The sequence below is a fragment of the Pseudomonas sp. HOU2 genome, assembly GCF_040729435.1.
Classification (GTDB): Bacteria; Pseudomonadota; Gammaproteobacteria; order Pseudomonadales; family Pseudomonadaceae; genus Aquipseudomonas.
In genome coordinates this window covers 5,981,555-6,004,778 of record NZ_CP160398.1, presented here as the reverse complement: position 1 = coordinate 6,004,778, position 23,224 = coordinate 5,981,555, and the positions used below count along the sequence as shown (strand labels likewise).

At 61.0% G+C, this 23,224-nt stretch carries 13 protein-coding genes; 6 read left to right on the top strand and 7 right to left on the bottom strand.

What is annotated here, in order from left to right; genetic code table 11:
- The first annotated feature begins 151 nt into the window (after positions 1–151).
- The gene (gene metH, locus ABV589_RS26985) at positions 152–3,862 is read left to right on the top strand and encodes a methionine synthase (protein ID WP_367084352.1); all 3,711 of its coding nucleotides are present in this window, start codon (positions 152–154) and stop codon (positions 3,860–3,862) included.
- A gap of 50 nt (positions 3,863–3,912) precedes the next feature.
- Here metH and ABV589_RS26980 read toward each other — a convergent pair whose 3' ends face one another.
- Positions 3,913–10,929: an NEL-type E3 ubiquitin ligase domain-containing protein gene (locus tag ABV589_RS26980; RefSeq protein WP_367084351.1), complete on the bottom strand. Its 7,017-nt coding sequence runs from the start codon at positions 10,927–10,929 to the stop codon at positions 3,913–3,915.
- 177 nt (positions 10,930–11,106) lie between these two features.
- On the opposite strand from ABV589_RS26980, the gene ABV589_RS26975 reads away from it, so the two are divergent.
- A complete protein-coding gene (locus tag ABV589_RS26975; protein ID WP_007967863.1) occupies positions 11,107–11,325 on the top strand; it encodes a DUF2970 domain-containing protein in 219 nt (72 codons plus the stop codon).
- 6 nt (positions 11,326–11,331) lie between these two features.
- On the opposite strand, the gene ABV589_RS26970 is transcribed toward ABV589_RS26975, so the two are convergent.
- Positions 11,332–12,405: an ABC transporter substrate-binding protein gene (locus ABV589_RS26970; protein ID WP_367084350.1), complete on the bottom strand. Its 1,074-nt coding sequence runs from the start codon at positions 12,403–12,405 to the stop codon at positions 11,332–11,334.
- Positions 12,406–12,928: 523 nt separating this feature from the next.
- Between ABV589_RS26970 and ABV589_RS26965 the strand changes: the two genes are divergently transcribed.
- Positions 12,929–14,587, top strand: coding sequence for a nitrite/sulfite reductase (locus tag ABV589_RS26965; RefSeq protein ID WP_007967865.1), 1,659 nt, complete (start codon positions 12,929–12,931; stop codon positions 14,585–14,587).
- Positions 14,571–15,065, top strand: a complete 495-nt coding sequence (locus tag ABV589_RS26960) for a DUF934 domain-containing protein (protein WP_007967866.1) — start codon at positions 14,571–14,573, stop codon at positions 15,063–15,065. Before ABV589_RS26965 ends, ABV589_RS26960 begins: the two co-directional genes overlap by 17 nt.
- A 63-nt stretch (positions 15,066–15,128) precedes the next feature.
- Here ABV589_RS26960 and sohB read toward each other — a convergent pair whose 3' ends face one another.
- Positions 15,129–16,160 carry a protease SohB gene (gene sohB / locus ABV589_RS26955; RefSeq protein ID WP_367084349.1) on the bottom strand — a complete coding sequence of 344 codons (1,032 nt, stop codon included), beginning with the start codon at positions 16,158–16,160 and terminating at the stop codon, positions 15,129–15,131.
- A gap of 204 nt (positions 16,161–16,364) precedes the next feature.
- On the opposite strand from sohB, the gene ABV589_RS26950 reads away from it, so the two are divergent.
- Together ABV589_RS26950 and ABV589_RS26945 are read left to right on the top strand one after the other, a co-directional pair.
- Positions 16,365–17,075 carry a histidine phosphatase family protein gene (locus ABV589_RS26950; RefSeq protein WP_367084348.1) on the top strand — a complete coding sequence of 237 codons (711 nt, stop codon included), beginning with the start codon at positions 16,365–16,367 and terminating at the stop codon, positions 17,073–17,075.
- 62 nt (positions 17,076–17,137) lie between these two features.
- On the top strand, positions 17,138–17,455 hold the full coding sequence (locus ABV589_RS26945; protein ID WP_367084347.1) for an SCP2 sterol-binding domain-containing protein: 318 nt from the start codon (positions 17,138–17,140) through the stop codon (positions 17,453–17,455).
- A gap of 135 nt (positions 17,456–17,590) precedes the next feature.
- Here ABV589_RS26945 and ABV589_RS26940 read toward each other — a convergent pair whose 3' ends face one another.
- From ABV589_RS26940 to ABV589_RS26925, 4 genes are read right to left on the bottom strand one after another with little or no spacing between them, the layout of a single operon-like run.
- Complete coding sequence (locus tag ABV589_RS26940) at positions 17,591–19,186, bottom strand: ABC transporter ATP-binding protein (protein WP_367084346.1); 1,596 nt, start codon at positions 19,184–19,186, stop codon at positions 17,591–17,593.
- A 1-nt stretch (position 19,187) separates the two neighbouring features.
- Positions 19,188–20,210, bottom strand: a complete 1,023-nt coding sequence (locus ABV589_RS26935) for an ABC transporter permease (RefSeq protein WP_367084345.1) — start codon at positions 20,208–20,210, stop codon at positions 19,188–19,190.
- Positions 20,210–21,274, bottom strand: a complete 1,065-nt coding sequence (gene yejB, locus ABV589_RS26930; RefSeq protein WP_367084344.1) for a microcin C ABC transporter permease YejB — start codon at positions 21,272–21,274, stop codon at positions 20,210–20,212. Before yejB ends, ABV589_RS26935 begins: the two co-directional genes overlap by 1 nt.
- The gene (locus ABV589_RS26925) at positions 21,261–23,111 is read right to left on the bottom strand and encodes an extracellular solute-binding protein (RefSeq protein ID WP_367084343.1); all 1,851 of its coding nucleotides are present in this window, start codon (positions 23,109–23,111) and stop codon (positions 21,261–21,263) included. Before ABV589_RS26925 ends, yejB begins: the two co-directional genes overlap by 14 nt.
- Positions 23,112–23,224: the final 113 nt, after the last annotated feature.

Below are 23,224 nucleotides of genomic sequence, written 5' to 3'. Positions count from 1 at the left end.
TTGATCCCGATCCTGAAAAAAACGCCGCGATTCTACAGTATGACGCTCGTACCAACATGAGCGATATTCATGCAAATAGCCTGCATGCTCCAAAAGCGCACAGGTTTGTTATGATCCCGGCCCTTCGTCATGGTCTTTTCGAGTAGTCCCAATGTCCGATCGCAGCGTCCGCCTTCAAGCTCTCAAGCAAGCCCTCAAAGAGCGCATCCTGATACTCGACGGCGGCATGGGCACGATGATCCAGAGCTACAAGCTCGAAGAACAGGATTATCGCGGCAAACGCTTTGCCGACTGGCCAAGTGACGTCAAGGGCAACAACGACCTGCTGGTGATCACCCGTCCGGACGTGATCGGCGGCATCGAAAAGGCTTATCTGGATGCCGGCGCCGACATTCTGGAAACCAACACCTTCAACGCCACGCGCATTTCCATGGCCGATTACGGCATGGAAGAGCTGGCGTACGAATTAAACGTAGAAGGCGCACGACTGGCGCGCAAGATCGCCGACGCCAAGACCGCCGAGAACCCGGACAAGCCGCGTTTCGTCGCCGGCGTGCTCGGCCCGACCAGCCGCACCTGCTCGCTGTCGCCAGACGTCAACAACCCCGGCTACCGCAACGTCACCTTCGATGAGCTGGTGGAAAACTACACTGAAGCCACCAAAGGCCTGATCGAGGGCGGCGTCGATCTGATCCTGATCGAAACCATCTTCGACACGCTCAACGCCAAAGCCGCGATCTTCGCCGTGCAAGGCGTGTTCGAAGAGCTGCACATCGAACTGCCGATCATGATTTCCGGAACCATCACCGATGCGTCCGGCCGCACTCTGTCCGGCCAGACCACTGAAGCGTTCTGGAACTCCGTGGCCCACGCCAAGCCAATCTCGGTCGGCCTCAACTGCGCCCTTGGCGCCAGTGAACTGCGTCCGTACCTGGAAGAGTTGTCGAACAAGGCCAGCACCCACGTGTCGGCGCACCCGAACGCCGGTTTGCCGAACGAATTCGGCGAGTACGACGAACTGCCGGCGCAAACCGCCAAGGTCATCGAAGAATTCGCCCAGAGCGGTTTCCTCAACATCGTCGGCGGTTGCTGCGGCACCACACCTGGCCACATCGAAGCCATCGCCAAAGCCGTGGCCGGTTATGCGCCGCGACAGATTCCGGACATTCCCAAGGCTTGCCGCCTGTCCGGTCTGGAGCCGTTCACCATCGATCGCAGCTCGTTGTTCGTCAACGTCGGCGAGCGTACCAACATCACCGGTTCCGCCAAGTTCGCCCGTCTGATCCGTGAAGACAACTACACCGAAGCCCTGGAAGTCGCCCTGCAGCAGGTCGAGGCCGGCGCGCAGGTGATCGACATCAACATGGACGAAGGCATGCTCGATTCGAAGAAGGCCATGGTGACCTTCCTCAATCTGATTGCCGGCGAGCCGGACATCTCCCGCGTGCCGATCATGATCGACTCGTCGAAATGGGAAGTTATCGAAGCGGGTCTGAAGTGCATTCAGGGCAAGGGCATCGTCAACTCGATCAGCATGAAAGAAGGCGTCGAGCAGTTCATCCATCACGCCAGACTGTGCAAACGCTATGGCGCGGCGGTGGTGGTGATGGCGTTCGACGAAGCCGGCCAGGCCGACACCGAAGCGCGCAAGAAAGAAATCTGCAAACGCTCCTACGACATTCTGGTCAACGAAGTCGGCTTCCCGCCGGAAGACATCATCTTCGACCCGAACATCTTCGCCGTGGCCACCGGCATCGAAGAACACAACAACTACGCTGTGGACTTCATCAACGCCTGTGCCTACATCCGCGACGAGCTGCCGTATGCGCTGAGTTCCGGCGGCGTGTCCAACGTGTCGTTCTCGTTCCGTGGCAACAACCCGGTGCGTGAAGCGATTCACTCGGTGTTCCTGCTGTACGCGATCCGCGCCGGCCTGACCATGGGTATCGTCAACGCCGGTCAGCTGGAAATCTACGACCAGATCCCGCAGGAACTGCGTGACGCCGTCGAAGACGTGATCCTCAACCGCACGCCGGAAGGCACCGACGCCCTCCTCGCCATCGCCGACAAGTACAAGGGCGACGGCAGCGTCAAGGAAGCCGAGACCGAAGAGTGGCGCAGCTGGGACGTCAACAAGCGTCTGGAGCATGCGCTGGTCAAGGGCATCACCACCCACATCGTCGAAGACACCGAAGAGTCGCGCCAGTCGTTCGCGCGCCCGATCGAAGTCATCGAAGGCCCGCTGATGTCCGGCATGAACATCGTCGGCGACCTGTTCGGCGCCGGCAAAATGTTCCTGCCGCAGGTGGTGAAATCCGCCCGCGTAATGAAGCAGGCCGTGGCGCATTTGATCCCGTTCATCGAGCTGGAAAAAGGCGACAAGCCGGAAGCCAAGGGCAAGATCCTCATGGCAACGGTCAAAGGCGACGTACACGACATCGGCAAGAACATCGTCGGCGTGGTGCTGGGTTGCAACGGCTACGACATCGTCGACCTCGGCGTGATGGTCCCGGCGGAGAAAATCCTCCAGGTCGCCAAGGAAGAAAAGTGCGACATCATCGGTCTGTCCGGCCTGATCACCCCGTCGCTGGACGAAATGGTCCACGTGGCCCGTGAAATGCAGCGTCAGGATTTCCATCTGCCGCTGATGATCGGTGGCGCGACCACCTCCAAGGCACACACCGCGGTGAAGATCGAACCGAAGTACAGCAACGATGCGGTGGTCTACGTCACTGACGCCTCGCGCGCGGTGGGTGTGGCGACGCAGTTGTTGTCCAAGGAACTCAAGGCCGGTTTCGTCGAGAAGACCCGCGCCGATTATGTCGATGTACGCGAGCGCACCGCCAACCGCAGCGCTCGGACCGAACGCCTGAGCTACGCGGCGGCGATTGCCAAGAAGCCGCAGTTCGACTGGGCGAATTACGCGCCGGTCAAACCGACCTTCACCGGCACCCGCGTACTGGACAACATCGACCTCAACGTTCTGGCCGAGTACATCGACTGGACGCCGTTCTTCATTTCCTGGGACCTGGCCGGCAAATTCCCGCGCATCCTTGAAGATGAAGTGGTCGGTGAAGCCGCCACCGCGCTGTACAAGGACGCGCGCGAGATGCTCACCAAGCTGATCGACGAGAAACTGATCAGCGCCCGTGCAGTGTTCGGTTTCTGGCCGGCCAATCAGGTGCATGACGACGACATCGAACTGTACGGCGATGACGGCAAGCCAATGGCGCGCCTGCATCACCTGCGTCAGCAGATCATCAAGACCGACGGCAAGCCGAACTTCTCGCTGGCCGACTTCGTCGCGCCGAAGGACAGCGAAGTGACCGACTACGTCGGCGGGTTCATCACCACCGCTGGCATCGGCGCCGAGGAAGTCGCCAAGGCTTATCAGGACGCCGGCGACGACTACAACTCGATCATGGTCAAGGCCCTCGCCGACCGTTTGGCCGAGGCTTGCGCCGAATGGCTGCACCAGCAAGTGCGTAAAGAACACTGGGGTTATGCCAAGGACGAGGTGCTGGATAACGAAGCACTGATCAAAGAACAGTACTCCGGCATCCGCCCTGCCCCGGGTTACCCGGCCTGCCCGGATCACACCGAGAAAGCCACGCTGTTCACCCTGCTCGACCCCGAGGCCAGCGAGATGCGCGCTGGCCGCAGCGGCGTGTTCCTCACCGAGCATTACGCGATGTTCCCGGCGGCAGCGGTCAGCGGCTGGTACTTCGCCCATCCGCAGGCGCAGTATTTTGCCGTGGGCAAGGTCGACAAGGATCAGGTGCAGAGCTACACCTCGCGCAAAGGTCAGGACCTGAGCGTAACCGAGCGCTGGCTGGCGCCAAACCTCGGTTACGACGAATAAGCGCAACGGTCAGTCCCCGGACCTGCCGGGGATTGACCACTCACCGGGTTTTACCCGCCTGACAATTGCCCGGAGGAACCGGGCATTTGTGCGTTGCCGGCAGACAAGCCGATCTGTTCGATCTCCCGTCGCGACAATTCGATGAGCCTGGCATTTCGCGCGGCCGCCTGATCGAACAGCCTGCTCAGATACAGCGGATCGTCAGCACTCAACGCTTCGTCCTCGCCCTCCTCCATCAGCTGCACTTCATCCATTTGCCTGAACGCTTCAGGCTGCTGCTCCTTGAGATAGTCCAGCCAGTAGTCGCGCTGGATCAGGTCCTCCAGAAATCTGTCGGAGCGTTCCGCGCTGACCACCTCGGCGCGCGCATTGACCAACTGCTGCGGGGTGACACCGGAGGCAAATTTCATGTTTTTCGGCTGCCCGGGCAATTCCAGTCCATCGTCCCAGCCCCCGGTCAGACCGATCCGGTAACCGAGACGGACTTCGGCTTCGTCGAAACCACTGCGCGCAGCCGCGGCTTTTGCCAGTTCATCGACCTTGTCCAGCCGGAACAGCTGCCGCGACAGGGACAACAAGGCCTCGCCGCGGATTCCCGGGCGGCCGGCCGGTAAATCGAGCAAGGCGTTGTAGGTGAAGACCTTGCTCTCCAGACCACTGAACGTAAGGATGCGCCCGTCCACGCAAGTCCCGTGTGTGGCCGAGCCGGCGAAAATCACCTCGCGCAGCTCAGTGTTGGCGGCGGCTGCCTCCATGACCATCCACACGCGTCGGGTCAGATCGGCGTTGGCCACCCGAAACTCCTGGGTGTCTTGCAATCGGTCAAGCAAATGGAAGAATGCCGCGCTATCCGGTTCCGCCGCGAGTTGATCCCAGAGTATGTCTCGCGCGGACGCCTGCTCCGCCGGCAGATTCGCCAGCCACGGCGCCTTCTGTTGCGCATGGGCCTGTTCGCCCGGGAGGGTTTCGTCGGACTCGATACTGTCAGTGGTTTCACTGAGCCCGCCGGCAACGTCGTCAGCCATTTCCTCCAGATCGGATCGCGAGAAACCGAGCACTCGCTGACGCTGGCCCGCAGCCTGATAGGTTCTGAGCCTGTCTAGAGAGTCCTCAGACAGGTTGTAGTTGTCAGTCAGGTCGGTGCCGTCCATCAGCTCATCGTGCTGACCGTCCAGCGCCTCTTCGGGGATGGCGGTGATGTCGTTGCGACTCAGGTTCAGTGTCCGCAGGTGTTGCGCATCCAGCGCACCGGCCGGCCACTCGGCGAGGTTATTGTTGCGCAGATCCAGACTTCGCAAATGTTCGAAATAGCTGACGTCGAACGCCTCGAGGTGGTTGTAGCTCAGGTCCAGGGTCTGCAGATGCTCCAGGCCGGACAGCGCATCATACAGATGCTCGCTGTCACTGAAGTTGTTGCTGGAAAGTTCAAGCCGCTCAAGTTCCGGCATTTGCCGGACGCCATCAGGCAGCGCTGTGAGTTCATTGCCATTGAGGGTCAGATTACGCAGATGAGAGAAAGATTTGAGAAACCCGTTACTGCCCTCGGCCGTCACTCGTGTGCCTGTCAGGTTCAAGCTGCCGACATGCCCGAAGTCCTCGGGCACTGGCGGTAAATCGCCCAATTGCAGACCGTTGAGATCGAGAACCGCATCAACCCCGGGAACCGATAACCTTGCGCGCCAGCAGGTGAGGATGCGCCACGCCGCCAGGCTGCGCGATTGCGAGGAGATGACCCAGTCGACACCACGGGTTTCCCGGGTATACAGCCAGCCGTTGAGGCGGCGGACGAGGGTTTCAAACGTCTGGCTCCAACCCGTGATCCGCTCGCCGATCTGCACATCGGTCGCACCCTCGTTACGCAGCGCCTCGATCATCTGCATGGCGTGTTCGTCGGTAAAGGCCGGTTGCAACCGCTGCAGGTTCTGGCGCATGCGTGTCAGCCCGGTACTGACCGGTGCCGGCGTCAGCGGCAGCAACTGGCGGGCCACTGAAACACCGTTCTCCACCGGCGGAAAAGTCGCCGGTACCGGTTGCCGGGCAAACGCATCCAGCGCGCCCTCAGGCAGGCCGATGGTGTGCTCGAGCCGCCGTTGCGCCACACGCAGGTCGGCCGACGCTGCGGCGGTCAGAGGGGCACCGCTCAGGTTGGAATTGAGCAGTGCGGTGCTCTCGAGCACGGCAGGCGGCAGCGTGCCGATACGGGTGTCGCGCAGATCCAGCCACGACAGTTGTGGCAGACTTTCGGCCCCTGCCGGCCACTGCTGCAAGTGTGTTCCGTGCAGGTCGAGAGCCTTCAATCGCTGCAGGCTGTCGACGTTCAGTTCGCTTAACGGATTGTTGCGCAGATTCAGCTGTTCGAGCGCCGGCAATGCGCTCAATCCGCTCTGCAGGCGTGAAGTATCGGTCAACAGATTGTCGGCGAGGTCGAGGTGGACCAGGCGCGAAAGCCCCTGCGACTCGATCGGCCATTCGTGCAAGGCATTGTCACTCAGATCAAGGGTGCGCACTTCGCTGAATGCGCTGACAAAACCGCGCACCTGCGCGGCGGCAACGCGCTGGCCGCTGAGCAGCAGCGTGCGCACATGCGCAAACGCGTCAGCGGGCAATACCGGCAGTTCGCTGAGCATCAACCCCGACAAATCCACGGTCGAAGCGCTGAGCGTCGCGCCATAGCGCTTGAACATGCCCTTGCGCCAACTGGTTTTGAGGACTTGGGCCAGGTTTGATCGCGCGATGAGTTCGCGCAGCGATTCTGCCGACACCACCACGCGCTGCTGCCACTGATTGAGTTCACTCGCCAGCGCAGCGAATTGATCACTCAAGGCATTGATCGCGGTGAAACGCTGCTGCTCATCCGGCCATTGCTCGAAGAAACGATTGAACACCCCCTCCGGCGATTGATTCACGCCCTCGCCCAGGCGCCGCAATTCACCACGGCAATAATCCCTGACCATCGTCTCTCGATCGATCAGGTGTTCTGGATGGGTCTTGACGTATTCGTACACGCCCGCGAAATTTTCCCGGGAGAATCTTGACCAGTCCAGCGACAGCCCCGGCCAGAGTTTTCCATGCCCCTGCAACAATGTCGGCGGCACGCTGCTGATCCCCGTGTCTCTGAGATTCAGACGCTCCAGGGCTGGTAATTCCAGGACACCCGCAGGCCAGTCGAACAATGAATAGGCGACGATGTCGAGCGTGCGCAGGTTACGCATGCCGCTGACGTCGAAGGCCAGTGGCTGATAGCTCGAGGTGCTGACACTCAATGCTTCAAGGCGGGTCAACTGAGCCAGCCGTGCAGGCATGTCGGCGGCATAGGGCATTGCACAGTAGAGCGTCAGGTCAGTGAACTCCGGCAGGTTCTGCAACACCGCCGGCACGTTGGTGAACGTTTCTGCGGTGGCATTGATGCGCAGCGCCCTGAGTCCGGGGAAACTGCCCAACAACTCATCGACGTTGGCATCGGTGATGCATCGCCCCCGGATTCGCAGATCGCGCACATGCGAGAAATCCGCCGTCAGCACCGGCAACGGGTCGTCGCACGTCAGATCGAGGCGTGCGGCGGTGGCCTGGCTATCAGCCAGCGGCGATTTGCGCCAGCTCTGCTTGAGGCTGCGCACCACGCTGGCTCGGCCGCCGATCATCGATTGCAGTGTCGGCTCCGGGGCTGGCACACCTTCCCATTGCGCCAGCGTCGATTCGAGCGCCTGCCATTCACGCATGCGCCTTTGCAACAACTCGTAGATCTGCGCGTCAGTCCGCCCGGCAGCCAACTGTTTGAGGATGAACCCGCCCGCCTGCTGATCCGTCAGCGCCGGATACACGTCCTGCACGCGCGTCACCAGCAGCGGGTTGACGCCTTCGCCGCGACCGCTGGCGTAATAACCCAGCCAGTGCTGGCGTACCCGCACTGGCGCCTTGAAGCGCTTCTTGTGGCCCTGGCGTTTGCTCGCCAGACGAGCCATTTCGCTACGGTGGCGGGCCACATACCGGATCAGCGCCCGACGCAGTCCGGCGCTGCGCGTAACCTGGGCGAACCCCAGGGCCTGTCGCGACTGGTCGGGCAACGCGTGGAGGATTGAGGCGAGGAAGTTGTCGCCGTGACGCGGAACACTGTTGAGCTCTTCGCCGCGCTCGTTGTACGCCTGATAGACCGGCCCGCGCTTAACCAAGTACTTGGTCTGGACGGCACTTTCGCTGCCGATACTGTCGATCAACGGCCCGTCGAAACTGCCTTCGCGCACCTCCAGACGCACCTCGTCCGACCAGCCCGGCAGCCGTTCCAGGGCGCGCAAGGCCAGCCATTGGCTTTCGCTGCCGCCCGGATTCTCCCTGTGCAGGCCAGCGACCGCGTGGTTGAAGCGGCGCTGCCGGGCATATTCACGGGAGAGCTCCAGCAGCCGCAACGGAACCCGCTCAGCGTTTTGCAGGCGTGCCAATTCCTCGGCATTCGCCTCCAGCAGCACACGGATAGCCGCCGAGCTGCCCAACCCCGGTGTGGCGTCTTGTAGCCTGGCGATTCGCGGGTCGTTCAACGCGAGTTCGTCATAGAGCCTGTCGAACATTGCGGGTTGCCGGGTGCGCAGGTAATCGGCGATCTGTTTGCGCAGTTCCAAAGGCCGGGATTCGACGACACGCGCCGGCTCGGCACCCAGCAGCCAACGTGTTTGCGACTCATCCAGCGCTGCCAGAATACGCTCAGGCAATTGGCCGTCGAGCACTTCGGCGCGAGTCACCTGGATCGCCGTGTGCACCTGGCCCTCGATAAAGCCTGATTCCGCGCCGAACAGCCGGCTGGGGCCGGACAACTGCGCTGCGTCGAAGACTTGCAGGATCTGCCCGCTCGGCCAGCGCGGCATTTGCGTGAGCATTGGCAGCGTCAGCAGATACGAATCGTCCAGGACAGTTCCTCGTTCGACCTGATCGATCAGCCGCCCGACCTGCTGATCCGCCTCATACAGACGCAGAGTGTCGGCGAGGGCCAGTGGCGCCGGCTGATGATCGAGGTGCATCTGACGCAGGGCATCATCACTGACCCCACTGACATCGGCGATTTCGAGCAGTTGCGCATCCGAAAACGCCTCAGTCGAGTGACCGATGCGCCGCAGCAGGGTCAGTCGATCCCAGCTCAGCGGTCGCTCCAGGTTGTGGCGCCAGGCGCCCAGTCGGTTGTGCTCAAGGATCGGTTGATACGCCGCAGGATCATGCGGGTGGCGGATGCGCCAGCTTTTCAAGGGCTCGTCGTAGTGCGTCTGGTAGACCTTGCCCTGCTGGCGAATGAAGGTCTTGCCGTCGAATCGATACACGCCCTGCGCATCGGGCACGGCAGTCGCAGGCAGGACACTATCGCTGACGTAGGCATCGAGATCAGGTTTCCACAGGCGAACCGAGCCGTCAGGCCGTTCGACCGGGTGCAGATGCTCGATCACCGGCTCGGCGGAGGCCGCACGCAGTCGCCCTGCGCCCTTGCCGACTGCGCCCATCACGCCAATCAGCGCGAGGTTCTGCGCCACATCGACCAGATGCGCCTTGGCAGCCTGGCGATCGCCTTCCGACCATTCGATGGCGCCTTCGAACGACTCATAGAGCAGTTGCCCGGCCATCACGGTCATCATGATTTCGCCCAGGACCGGGACAAACATCGACACCATGTTCAACGCCAGCATGCCGAACTCGAGCAGATGACTGAGCTTTTCTGCCCGTACCCTGGCATCGACGTCCGCCGTGGGGACGGCGTGGGCGCGCGCGTCGGCGATGAATTTGGCCTGGTGCTCTTCGTAGAGGTATTGCCACAGATCCGTGTTGTCGGCCCAGATTCCGGCAACGCCTTTGCGCGTGATGCCAAACGGGTCGAGATACGGGTCAGGCTGCGGCTCGCGCTTGCCGGGGGCTTCAGGTGGCAGCTCCTTGATACGCGCGATGGTGGACAGTGGCGGCATCAGCTGTGCGACCTTGACCCAGATCGAATGCAACGGGTCACTCGGGGAATCTGCTGCCTTTTGGGTGAACTGACTGAAATAGTAAGGACGGTCGGCATAAGCGACGAACTGACTGAAAAACTGCTGGTAAGCGGTCGGTCCTGGCCCGGTAGCTGCAGGGTCGGTGGCCGTGAACTTGCGTTTGAACACCTCACGCATCTGCGCACTGCTGTAACGCTTGAGCGGGTGTTGCGGGTCATGGGGGATGTAGACGATGAACTCGTTGGTATAGCGGTAGCGCTCGCTGATGCTGAACACCACGCAACCGGTCATCCGCCGCTTCATCAGGCTCAGATCACGAAACCAGACAGCCTTGCCGCCGAGCTGCGGATGGATCTGGCCGTCCACCACCGACAAAATCATCTGGTAGTCGGCGGGCTCGATGTCCTTTTTCAGTAGCGCCCATTCAGCGGCGGCACGCAGCGCGGTTTTCTGGCTGGTAATGAATTGTTGGCGCAAGGCGTCGGTTTTTTCGAAAAACCCTTTGATCCGTGCCTGATAACGGGCACCGACGTCCAGCGAACGACACAGGGTCAGAAACTGACTGACCGTGATGCCGATTTCTGCTGCCTGAAACTCGCCTGGGGTCGCTGTCTCGACCACGAAACCGGACTTGGGGTGATAGGCACCCGCTTCGCATTCCGCGGCCTCGAAGTTGTGCAACACCGCTTGCAGCAAGGGCAGCTTCAGCACTTCGAACGTGGAAACTTCCACCTCCAGCACCCCGAGTTCGAGGGGCCGTCTGAGACACAGCAAGGTCTTGCCGAGATCGACCGTCACGTTGAACTGATCCTTGAGTGCCTTGCCGAGCAGCGCCTGGGCAAATGCATCGACGCTTTCAAGGCCGGCCATGGTTTTGTCGAGTCGGGTCTGGGCGACAAAGGCCGCCGTGACCCGCTCTTTCAAGGCTTGCTGCTGATCATTCGGGAATTCGTGATAGCCGTGCGCTGGCCGGCTATTGACTGCTTTCATCGCGGCTCGCCGGGCGGGCGTGGCGGCAATCAGCCAATCGGGGATCATCTGCTCAAGCAGCTCGCCGTGAAGACTGGCGCTGACCGGTGCGCGGGGCAATGTCGGGGGATGAGTGGACATCCTGTCTCTCCTGAAAAATGGGAGGACAGGACACCATGTCCGCCGCAGTGACCTGCGGTACATAGTTATCGTTTTGGCGTGGACGTGTTACCGGACAATTCAGCAACCCGCGTGCGACCACGGCACAACCCGCTGGATTGGCTATGCTGTCGGGACAGCCTTTCGGACGGGGGATTTATGGACGATCCAGTCGACAACAAGCCACCGAGCTTCTGGCAGATGCTGCACAGCGTGATGGCTGCGGCATTCGGCGTGCAAAGCGGGAAAAACCGGGCAAGGGATTTCACCCATGGCAAGCCCAGCCATTTCGTGATCCTGGGGATCGGCTTCACTGCGGTATTCGCCCTGACGCTGTTTGTCATCGTCAAACTGGTGCTGCATTTCGCCGGGGTCTGACGGCACTCAGTGCATCAGGATCTGCAGGCCGAACGGATAACGATAGGACGTGGGGCGGCCCTTGGCTGACAGTTTGCGAAAACTCACGCCGTAATCCGGCGAGGCGCCCATGGCCAGCATTTGCTGGGCTTGATGCTTGTCGATCAGTTGCAGCAGCGACAATTGCCGGTCACGTCCGCCATACCGATCCAGATCGACGCCCTGATCGTAATCGTGCAACTCCACCAGCGCCCAGCCGCCGAGGGTGAAGTGACCGCCCACCAGCGCGCTCAGGCGTCCATCGACCACCGCCTGCAACGCCTCGGGTGAGGTGTTGACCGCGCTGAACAGCACATCCTTGCCGGGGATCTTGCCGGCTTCGGCAAACGCACGCATCGCACCGAAAGCCATTTCATCATTGGCCGCCCACACCAGCGACACCTTCGGATAACGGCCGACCAGTTGCCGCGCCTGCTCGTAGGCACGCTGCCGCGTCCAGCCGCTGTACACCAGTTGCCGCAGTCGCACTTGTGGATGTTCGGCGAGGGCGCGCTGCATGCCCTGCTCGCGCAACTGCGCTGACGGGGTGATCTTCAGACCGGAAAACGCCAGTACTTCAATCTGCTCGCCCCGCGCCACCGGAGGATGCAGGCGAATCAGCTCCTTCATCATCAGGTAGCCGCCCTCCTCGTCATTCGGCACCAGGCTGCCGATGCGATCGGCACGCTCGCCGATCAGCGCCTCCTGATCAGCGGTAAGCACCGCATTGACCATGAACAGCTTGACTCCGCTGCCTTGCGCCAGACGCAGGATCTGCGGCGCCACGTACTGCTCGTTGACGAACACCAGATAGTCGGGATGATTCGGCCCCTGCAACGCAACTCTGGCCTGAGCCAGGGTGAATTCCGGCTGGCGCTGGGAATAGAGAATCTGCAAGTCGACGCCCAGGTCGCGGGCCGCCGCCTGCATGAATTGCGAATAGCTGACCCAGAAGGCTTCCTGAGTCGATCCCGGATTGAGGAACAGCACCGACTCGGCCCGGGCCGCAGAACCGAAAACCGCACCGAACAGCAGGAGGCTGAGGTGGAAAAACTTCAACATGAATGATCCGGGCCCAGGGAAAAATGGCCGCGCATTATAGCCCTCTAATCAGCGGCTATTGACGCGTGATCCCGTTTTTGTCCGACAATCGTCGGAAGCAGGCCCGAATCGGTCGTTTACTGATGACTGACCCAGAATACTGCTGTCCCGACGACCAGAATGATCAGGAACAGAATGGCCCACGCATCGACACTGCTATCGCTCTTTCTTGCCTTGGTCGGATTGCTCATTGCATCGCCTCTTGTCGGTTTTATCGGTGATTGCAGAAAGACTCGATCACAGTTAAGACGATGATTGTCCCCGCGACAAATGTGGGTTAATCAACAACCATTCTCGTTAGGCGATTTGGTTCTTTACATATACTCAAACATCACTTTTGCGCATAACTGCAAACGGGTATATTGCCCCGGCTCCGTTAGGGAGTGCGCGGCCGTGCGCGCGTAATTGCCGAGGCACCATCGGACTCCAGCAAGCGAAAACGCAGCGTTTTCCGAGTAGCCCAAAGCCTGAGAACAGGACTTATATGTACGTATACGACGAGTACGATCAGCGGATCATCGAGGACCGCGTCAAGCAGTTCCGTGATCAGACCCGACGCTATCTGGCAGGCGAGCTGAGCGAAGAAGAATTCCGCCCCCTGCGCCTGCAAAATGGCCTCTACATCCAGCGTTTTGCGCCGATGTTGCGCGTGGCGGTGCCTTACGGCCAGCTGACTTCGCGTCAGGTGCGCATGATGGCCAAGATTGCCCGCGACTACGACAAGGGCTACGCCCACATCAGTACCCGGCAAAACGTGCAGTTCAACTGGCCGGCGGTGGAAGACATCCCGGACATCCTCGCGGAACTGGCCACCGTGCAGATGCACGCGATCCAGACCAGCGGCAACTGCCTGCGCAACGTCACCACCGACCAGTTCGCCGGTGTCGCCGCCGATGAACTGATCGACCCGCGCCCATGGTGCGAAATCGTCCGTCAATGGACTACATTCCACCCGGAATTCGCCTACCTGCCGCGCAAGTTCAAGATCGCCGTCAACGGTTCGACCGCTGACCGTGCGGCCATCGAAGTTCACGACATCGGCCTGGAGCCGGTACACAACGCCGCCGGCGAGCTGGGCTTCCGGGTGCTGGTCGGCGGGGGCCTGGGCCGTACCCCGGTGGTCGGTGCATTCATCAACGAGTTCCTGCCGTGGCAGGACCTGTTGAGCTACCTCGATGCCATCCTGCGGGTGTACAACCGCTATGGCCGTCGCGACAACAAATACAAGGCGCGGATCAAGATCCTCGTCAAGGCGCTGACCCCTGAAGTGTTCGCGCAGAAAGTCGATGCCGAAATGGAACACTTGCGCGGCGGCCAGACCACACTGACCGAAGCCGAACTGCATCGCGTCGCCAAACACTTCGTCGATCCGGACTACAAGGCGCTGGAGAACCAGACTGCCGCCCTGGCCGAACTCGACAAGGAGCATCCGGGTTTCGCCCGCTGGCGCTCGCGCAACACCCTGGCGCACAAGAAACCGGGTTATGTCGCCGTAACCCTGTCGCTGAAGCCGACCGGCGTGGCGCCGGGCGACATCACCGACAAGCAGCTCGATGCCGTCGCCGATCTGGCCGAACGCTACAGCTTCGGTCAACTGCGCACTTCCCACGAGCAGAACATCATTCTCGCCGACGTCGAGCAGAGCCAGTTGTTCACCCTGTGGGGCGAGTTGCGTGAAGGTGGTTTCGCCACGCCGAACATCGGCCTGCTGACCGACATCATCTGCTGCCCGGGCGGTGATTTCTGCTCGCTGGCCAACGCCAAGTCGATCCCGATCGCCGAATCGATCCAGCGCCGTTTCGACGACCTGGACTATCTGTTCGACATTGGTGAGCTGGACCTGAACATCTCCGGTTGCATGAACGCCTGCGGTCACCACCACGTCGGCCACATCGGCATCCTCGGGGTGGACAAAAAAGGTGAAGAATTCTATCAGGTGTCCCTCGGCGGCAGCGCAAGCCGTGACGCAAGCCTGGGCAAGATCCTCGGCCCGTCCTTCGCCCAGGACGACATGCCGGACGTGATCTCGAAGCTGATCGACGTGTACGTTGAACAACGTACCGAAGACGAGCGCTTCATCGACACCTACCAGCGTATTGGCATCGACCTCTTCAAGGAACGCGTCTATGCAGCGAATCATTAAGAACAACGAAGTCGTCGACGAAACCTGGCACCTGCTGCCGAAAGATTTCAACATCGACGACATCAGCAATTGCGACGATCTGATCGTTCCATTGCAGCTGTGGCGTGAACACAGTCGCATGCTCAAGGCCCGCGACGGCGGCCTGGGCGTGTGGCTGGACGCCGACGAAGAAGCCGAAGAAATCGGTGACGACGTGGATCAGTTCCAAGTCATCGCGCTGAATTTCCCGGCCTTCACCGACGGCCGCAACTACTCCAACGCCCGCCTGCTGCGCGACCGTTACGGGTTCAAAGGCGAACTGCGGGCGATTGGCGATGTGCTGCGCGATCAGCTGTTCTACATGCACCGCTGCGGTTTCGACGCGTTTGCCGTTCGTGCGGACAAAGATCCGTACGAAGCGCTGGAAGGCCTGAAAGATTTTTCCGTGACCTATCAGGCCGCCACCGACGAACCGCTGCCGCTGTTCCGTCGCCGCTAAGCTTCAAAGTTATGCGCACAAAAAAACGCCGGTCATTGACCGGCGTTTTTTGTGGCTGACTGTTTACCAGAAGCGCTGTTGTGTCAGGCGACTCCACCAGCTCAGCAGCACGCGATCCACCGAGCCGCTGGCGGCCATGCCGATGCGCTCCTGCAGGCTTTTGCGCTCGGCGTAATGCAGGTGGTAGACCTCGGCTTTCTTCGCCCGGTCTGCCAGGTATTCGTCGCTGGTCTTGAGTTCGTCGACCAGTTGCTTGTCCAGCGCCGCAACACCAAGCCAGACCTCACCGGTGGCCACTTCGTCGATGGCCAGTTGCGGGCGATAGCGCGAAACGAAGTTCTTGAACAACTGATGGGTGATGTCCAGGTCTTCCTGGAACTTCTCCCGGCCCTTTTCGGTGTTTTCGCCAAACACGGTCAGGGTGCGTTTGTACTCACCGGCGGTCAGCACTTCAAAATCGATGTCGTGCTTTTTCAGCAGGCGATTGACGTTGGGCAACTGCGCCACCACGCCGATCGAGCCGAGAATTGCAAACGGCGCGCTGATGATCTTCTCGCCGATGCACGCCATCATGTAGCCGCCGCTGGCCGCGACCTTGTCGATGCACACGGTCAATGGCACGCCGGCCTCACGGATTCGCGCCAGTTGCGAGGACGCCAGACCATAGCTGTAAACCATGCCGCCGCCGCTTTCCAGACGCAGTACCACTTCGTCCTTGGGCGTGGCGAGGGTCAGCAGCGCGGTGATTTCGTGACGCAAGCTCTCGGTGGCCGATGCCTTGATGTCGCCGTCGAAATCGAGCACGAACACCCGGGACTTGGCCTCGGATTTGTTCTTCTGCTTCTTCTCGGACTTTTCCGACTTGGCCTGGCCCTTGCGCAGGGCCTTGAGCTGATCCTTGTCGAGCAGGGTCTGCTCCAGACGTTCACGCAAGCCTTTATAGAAATCGTTGAGCCTGCTGACCTGCAACTGCCCTGCCGACTTGCGCCGGCCCTTGCTGCGCAATGCAGCAAAACTGGCGAGCACCACCAGGATGGCGACCACCAGGGTTACGGTCTTGGCCAGGAAACTGGCGTATTCGGTGAAAAACTCCACAGAGACTCCTTAAAACAATGCGCGGATGCAAAACACGCGCGGGATGGCTCCAGCATACCCATGCGCCGCCTCGTCGGCCAGCCGTGAAACCTCTGGCAACAGGCCTGTAACGGGCATTTCAAACAAGCGTATGTTTTTTCATTGACAGCACTCCGTCATCCTCATAACCTCGCCAAACCTTCAACGTACCGGGATGACGCGGACGTGGGCAGCATCTATCTGATTCGACATGGCCAGGCCTCCTTTGGTGCAGACGACTATGACGTCCTCTCGCCCATCGGCGTGCGGCAGGCAGAAATCCTCGGCCAGCACCTCGCTGATCTCGGGATCAGCTTCGATCGCTGTCTGGCCGGCGACCTGCGCCGTCAGCAACACACGGCCACCAGCGCTCTTGAGCAATTCAGTGCCAAGGGCCTGGCGGTACCGACGCTGGAGACCGATTCGGCATTCAACGAATTCGACGCCGATGCAGTGATTCGCGCCCTGATCCCCGCCATGCTGGAGGACGAGCCTGAAGCCATCGACATCCTGCGCAACGCCGCGCAGAACCGCGCCGAGTTTCAGCGCATCTTCGTCCTGATCATCGAGCGCTGGCTGGCCGGCACCTACGACCCACCCGGGCTGGAGAGCTGGCTGGGTTTCGTCGAACGGGTTCAGGGAGGCCTGCAACGCATCCTCGAACAAGCCGACGGCAACCAGAAAATCGCCGTGTTCACCTCCGGCGGCACCATCACCGCCCTGCTCCACCTGATTACCCGAATGCCTGCCCGCCAGGCCTTTGAACTGAATTGGCAAATCGTCAACACCTCGCTCAACCAGCTGAAGTTCCGCGGTCGCGAGGTGGCTTTGGCCTCCTTCAACAGTCACGCACACCTGCAACTGCTGAAGGCTCCGGAACTCATCACTTTCCGCTGAGTCCGGATAACTGTGACCCGTGCTGATCAACCAGCGCCTATTACCCAAGAAAGGATCGAACCATGACCTCCGTAGCTGATGCCGTAAAAGCGATGCAAGCCAAGTTCAACCCAGCCGCTGCTGCCGGTCTGGATCTGGTCTTCGGTTTCAACATCACCGACGAAGACAAGCAGTACGCGCTGATCGTCAAAGACGGTACTTGCGACATCCAGGAAGGTGAAAACCCGAACGCCAACTGCACGCTGGTGCTGGACAGCGAAACCCTGGAAGGTATCGTCAGCGGTGAAACCGACGGCATGCAAGCGTTCATGGGCGGCAAGCTGCGCGTTGAAGGCGACATGATGCTGTCGATGAAACTGTCCGAGCTGTTCCCGTCGTAAGACCTGCGACCGGCTTAAAGAAAATCCCGCCCCTGTGGCGGGATTTTTGCGTCTGGCCCCTGTAGGAGCTGCGGCACGCTGCGATCTTTTGATCTTGCCTTTAAAAGATCGCAGCCTCGTTTCACTCGACAGCTCCTACAGGATTTGCGCCAGCCTCGCCTCCACATTGGATGCCGCCAGCAACTCCTGCGTGTATGGATGCTGCGCCGAGCTGAACAGCTTGCCGGTCTCTCCGCGCTCCAGTACTTCACCCTCCTTCATCACAATCAAGTCATGAGCCAACGCCCGCACCACCGCCAGATCATGACTGATGAACAGGTAAGTCAGCCCGTGCTCTTCCTGCAGTCGCCGCAATAAAGCAACGATCTGTTTTTGCACCGTGCGATCCAGCGCCGATGTCGGCTCATCCAGCAAGATCAGCTCCGGCTTGAGCACCAGCGCCCGGGCGATGGCAATCCGTTGCCGCTGGCCACCGGAAAATTCGTGGGGGTAGCGATGCCGAGTCGCCGGATCGAGACCGACCTCGCGCAGCACATCAATCACCGCCTGTTCACGCTCGGCAGCATTCAGATCGCTGTGCACCTGCAAGCCCTCGGCAATGATCTGCTCCACACACAGGCGTGGGCTGAGGCTGCCGAACGGATCCTGAAACACCACTTGCAGGCGTTTGCGCAGTGGCCGCAGCTGCTTGCCGCTCAGTTGCTCCAACGCCTCACCGGCAAAGCGAATGCTGCCCTCGGCGTCGATCAGGCGCAAAATCGCCTGGCCCAACGTCGACTTGCCCGAGCCCGACTCGCCGACAATCCCCAGTGTCTTGCCGCGCTGCAAATTCAGATCGATGCCCTTGACCGCCGCAAGGTACGTTTTCGGCCGCAGCCAACCGCCGCCGAGACGAAAACGCACATTCAGATCGCGCACCTGCAACAAGTCTTGCGCATCGTCCCGGCACAGCGCTTCGTCCCCCGGCTCGGCGTTGAGCAATTCGATGCTGTAGGGATGCTGCGGCGCACGGAACAGTTGCTCGCACGACGCCTGCTCGACGATCCGCCCACCGCGCATCACCGCCACCCGCTGCGCAATGGTGCGCACCAGATTCAGGTCATGGCTGATGATCAGCAGCGCCATGCCCAGGCGCTGTTGCAGCTCTTTAAGCAGCAACAGAATCCTGCGCTGCACCGTCACATCCAGTGCGGTGGTCGGCTCGTCTGCGATCAACAATTGCGGCTCGCAGGCCAGCGCCATGGCGATCATCACCCGCTGGCGCTGGCCGCCGGAGAGCTGATGCGGATAGGCCTTGAGCAGTTCGCGCGGCTTCTGAATGCCGACCAGCTCCAGCAGCTCAAGAATGCGCTCACGGGCTTGCGCGCCGGCCAGACCTTTGTGCAGCGCCAGGCTCTCACCGAGTTGCCGTTCGATGGTGTGCAGCGGATTCAGCGAGCTCATCGGCTCCTGAAAAATCATCGCGATGCGGTTGCCCCTTAACTGGCGCAGATAGCGCTCATGCACGCCAAGCAGCTCTTCCCCGGCATAGCGAATGCTGCCGTCGATCCGCGTGATGTTCGGGTCGAGCAATTGCAGGATGCTGTGGGCGGTCACCGATTTGCCCGAGCCGGACTCTCCGACCAGTGCCAGGCACTCGCCCGGACGGATATCGAGGTCAATGCCATGCACCACTGACTGGCCGTTGAAGGCCACACGCAGGTCGCGGATTTCGATCAGGTTATCGCTCATCTCAAGCCCTCGGATCATAAGCATCTCGGCAGGCCTCACCGATGAACACCAACAGAGAAAGAATCAGCGCCAGGGCAAAAAACGCCGTCAGCCCCAACCACGGCGCTTGCAGATTGCTCTTGCCCTGGCCGATCAGCTCGCCCAGCGAAGCGCTGCCGGCGGGCATGCCGAAACCGAGAAAATCCAGCGCCGACAAGGTCGCAATCGCACCGGTGAGAATGAACGGCAAATAGGTCAGGGTCGCGCTCATCGCATTGGGCAGGATGTGCCGGCAGATCACCTGCCCATCGTCAACCCCCAGCGCCCGCGCCGCTTTCACGTATTCCAGGCCACGGCTGCGCAGGAATTCCGCGCGCACCACATCCACCAGACTCAGCCAGGAAAACAGCGCCATGATCCCCAGCAGCCACCAGAAATTCGGCTCGACGAACCCGGACAGAATGATCAGCAGATACAACACCGGCAGCCCCGACCACACCTCCAGCAGCCGCTGCCCGAGCAGATCGATCCAGCCACCGTAATAGCCTTGCAAGGCACCGGCAGCGATGCCGATCAGTGCGCTGGCGGCAGTCAGCGCCAAAGCGAACAGCAGCGACACCCGCGTGCCGAAAATCACCCGCGCCAGCACATCCCGCGCCTGATCGTCGGTGCCCAGCCAGTTCTCGCTGCTCGGCGCACTCGGCGCCGGTTCAGTCAGGTCATAGTTGACCGTATCGAAACCGAACGGGATCGGCGCAAACCACATCCGTCCGCCCTGCCCCTCGATCAGTTGCCGCACCTGCGCGCTGCGATAGTCCGGCTGGAACGGCAGTTCGCCGCCAAAATCCTGTTCGGTATAGCGCTTGAAGGCCGGGAAATACCACTGGCCCTGATACTCGACCAGCAGCGGTTTGTCATTGGCGATCAATTCGCCGCCCAGGCTCAGGCCGAACAACAGCAGAAACAGCCACAGCGACCACCAGCCACGCCGATGCGCCTTGAACCGCGCCCAACGGCGCTGTCCGATGGGAGATAAGGTCAGCATCAGGCGGTCCTCGCGGTGAAGTCGATGCGCGGGTCGACCAGCGTGTAGCACAAGTCGCCGAGGAGTTTTATCAGCAGGCCGAACAGGGTGAAGATGAACAGCGAACCGAACACCACCGGGTAATCCCGTGACACCGCTGCTTCATAGCTGAGTCGGCCGAGGCCATCGAGGGAAAAGATCACCTCGATCAGCAACGAGCCGCCGAAAAATACCGTCACCAGTGCCTGGGGTAATCCGGCGACCACCAGCAGCATCGCGTTGCGGAACACGTGGCCGTATAAAACCTGACGCTGGCTGAGGCCCTTGGCTCGTGCCGTCACCACGTACAGGCGCGAGATCTCGTTGAGAAAGCTGTTCTTGGTGAGGATCGTCAACGTGGCGAATCCGCCGATGACCAGCGCGGTGACTGGTAGCACGAGGTGCCAGAAGTAATCGGCAACCTTGTCCCACGGCGACAGCTCGGCGAAGTTGTCCGAGACCAGCCCGCGCACCGGAAACCAGTCCAGTGCGGAGCCGCCGGCAAACACGATGATCAACAGCAGCGCGAACAGAAACCCCGGCATCGCGTAGCCGATGATGATCGCCACGCTGCTCCAGACATCGAACGCCGAGCCGTTGTGCACCGCTTTGCGGATGCCCAGCGGAATCGACACCAGATAAGTGATCAACGTCGCCCACAAACCCAGCGACAAGGTCACCGGCAGCTTCTGCCAGATCAGTTCGGTGACGCTGGCGCCACGGAAAAAGCTCTGACCGAAATCCAGTTGCGCGTAGCTTTTGAGCATCAGCCACAGGCGCTCACCGGCGGGTTTGTCGAAGCCGTACTGACGCTCGATGTCGGCCACCAGTTTCGGGTCCAGGCCTCGAGTGGCACGGGATTCGCCGCCAATGGTTTCGACATGACCGCCGCCCACCGCCGCGCCGACACCTATACCCTGCAAGCGCGCGATCGCCTGCTCCACCGGGCCACCCGGCGCGGCCTGCACGATGACGAAATTGACCAGCAGAATGGCGAGCAACGTCGGCACGATCAGCAGCAGACGCCGCAGGCTATAACCCCACATGCGCGTACTCCTTCTGCTGTTGCTGCATCTGCGTGGCGGTCAGCGCGGTCGGGCTGATTTCCCACCAGGTATCCAGCCCGGCGTCGTACAGCGGCGCTGTTGCCGGACGGCCGAAACGGTTCCACCACACCGTGGAGATCCCCGGCGGGTAATAGTTGGGAATCCAGTAATAGCCCCATTGCAGCACCCGATCCAAAGCGTGGGCATGGCGCAACAGACTTTCGCGGTTGTCGGCCTGCACCAGCCCTTCGAGCAAGGCATCCACGGCCGGATCGCGCAACACCATGTAGTTGTTCGAGCCGGGATCGTCGGCACCGTCGGAGCCGAAGTAATTGAACATCTCGCGCCCCGGTGCCTGACTTACCGGGTAGCCGACGACGATCATGTCGTAGTCGCGATTGCGCACGCGGTTGGTGTATTGCGCGGTGTCAACCTGGCGAATATCGAAGCCGATGCCAATCTGTGCCAGATTGCGCTTGAACGGCAGCAGCAGCCGTTCAAAGCCCTTCTGCCCGTTGAGAAAGGTGAACTGCAACGGCTCGCCATTGGCGTTCACCAACTGATCACCACGAGGTTTCCAGCCGGCGGCTTCCAGCAGTTTCAACGCCTGCAACTGCTCGGCGCGGATGTTGCCGCTGCCGTCGGTTTTCGGCGCTTCGAAGACCTCGGTGAACACCTCGTCGGGGATCTTGCCGCGCCACGGCTCGAGGATTTTCAGTTCCTCCGCGTCCGGCAGCTCGGTGGCCGCCAATGCGCTGTGCGAGAAGTAACTGCGCTGACGCAGGTACATGCTGCGCATCATTTGCCGGTTGCTCCATTCGAAATCCCAGAGCATGGCGATCGCCTGCCGAACCCGGCGATCCTGAAACATGGGCTTCTGCAGGTTGAACACGAAACCCTGCGAGCCCTGCGCGGCACCCGGCGCCAGATGTTCTCGGAGCAATTTGCCCTGCTCCAGCGCCGCGCCGGCATAGCCGATGGTGTAGCTGGTCGCGGAAAACTCGCGGTTGTAGTCGAAGCCGCCAGCCTTGAGCACTTGCCGGGAAACATCGGTGTCGGCGAAGAACTCCACGCTCAAGTGATCGAAGTTATAGAGACCACGAGTGATCGGCAGGTCCTTGGCCCACCAGTCGGCGACACGCTGAAATTTCACGCTGCGCCCGGCATCCACCGCGCTGATCCGGTACGGGCCGCTGCCCGGCGGGATCTCGAAACCGGCGCCCTCGGCGAAGTTGCGCGTGCGCCACCAATGTTCGGGCAACACCGGCAGTGTCGCCAGATCCAGTGGCAAGGTGCGGCTGTCGTTGTTCTTGAAGTTGAAGCGCACTTGCGTCGGCGACTCCACCACCACGTCGGCAACGTCACGAAACTGCTGGCGATATTTGAGGCTGCCCTGGGTGGTGAACAGTTCGAAGGTGTAACGCACGTCCTCGGCGGTGATCGGCGTACCATCGTCAAAGCGTGCCTGGGGATTGAGATAAAAACGCAGCCAGCGGCGATCCGCATCCAGTTCCATCTGCTGCGCCACCAGGCCGTAGACGCTATAGGGTTCGTCCTTGCTGCGATAGGCCAGCGGCGCATAGAGCCAGCCATCGATGTCGGCAACGCCGGTGCCTTTGTCGATGTACGGAATCAGATGGTCGAACGGGCCGCTTTCCAGCGAGGAACGACGCAGGGTGCCGCCTTTGGGAGCATTGGGGTTGGCGTAGGCCAGATGCTGGAAGTCCGGGGTGTATTTGGGGGCTTCGCCGTAGACGGTGAGTGCGGGCTGTGGGGCGGCCCAAATGATTGGGCTTAGCAGCGCAAAAGCGCTGAACAGAATGAGCCTGGAGAGCATTGGCAGATCCTTTTTTGCACGGTGCTGCTTATGGCCTTATCGCTGGCAAGCCAGCTCCCACAGTGACTTGTGAACGCCACTAACCGTGTGGGAGCTGGCTTGCCAGCGATGGG

Coding starts and splice junctions, on each gene's coding strand:
- ABV589_RS26945 (WP_367084347.1), top strand. CDS start 17,138: ATGACCTCCGTAGCTGATGCCGTAAAAGCGATGCAAGCCAAGTTCAAC.
- ABV589_RS26975 (WP_007967863.1), top strand. CDS start 11,107: ATGGACGATCCAGTCGACAACAAGCCACCGAGCTTCTGGCAGATGCTG.
- ABV589_RS26940 (WP_367084346.1), bottom strand. CDS start 19,186: ATGAGCGATAACCTGATCGAAATCCGCGACCTGCGTGTGGCCTTCAAC.
- metH (WP_367084352.1), top strand. CDS start 152: ATGTCCGATCGCAGCGTCCGCCTTCAAGCTCTCAAGCAAGCCCTCAAA.
- yejB (WP_367084344.1), bottom strand. CDS start 21,274: ATGTGGGGTTATAGCCTGCGGCGTCTGCTGCTGATCGTGCCGACGTTG.
- ABV589_RS26935 (WP_367084345.1), bottom strand. CDS start 20,210: ATGCTGACCTTATCTCCCATCGGACAGCGCCGTTGGGCGCGGTTCAAG.
- ABV589_RS26960 (WP_007967866.1), top strand. CDS start 14,571: ATGCAGCGAATCATTAAGAACAACGAAGTCGTCGACGAAACCTGGCAC.
- ABV589_RS26925 (WP_367084343.1), bottom strand. CDS start 23,111: ATGCTCTCCAGGCTCATTCTGTTCAGCGCTTTTGCGCTGCTAAGCCCA.
- ABV589_RS26980 (WP_367084351.1), bottom strand. CDS start 10,929: ATGTCCACTCATCCCCCGACATTGCCCCGCGCACCGGTCAGCGCCAGT.
- ABV589_RS26970 (WP_367084350.1), bottom strand. CDS start 12,405: ATGTTGAAGTTTTTCCACCTCAGCCTCCTGCTGTTCGGTGCGGTTTTC.
- ABV589_RS26965 (WP_007967865.1), top strand. CDS start 12,929: ATGTACGTATACGACGAGTACGATCAGCGGATCATCGAGGACCGCGTC.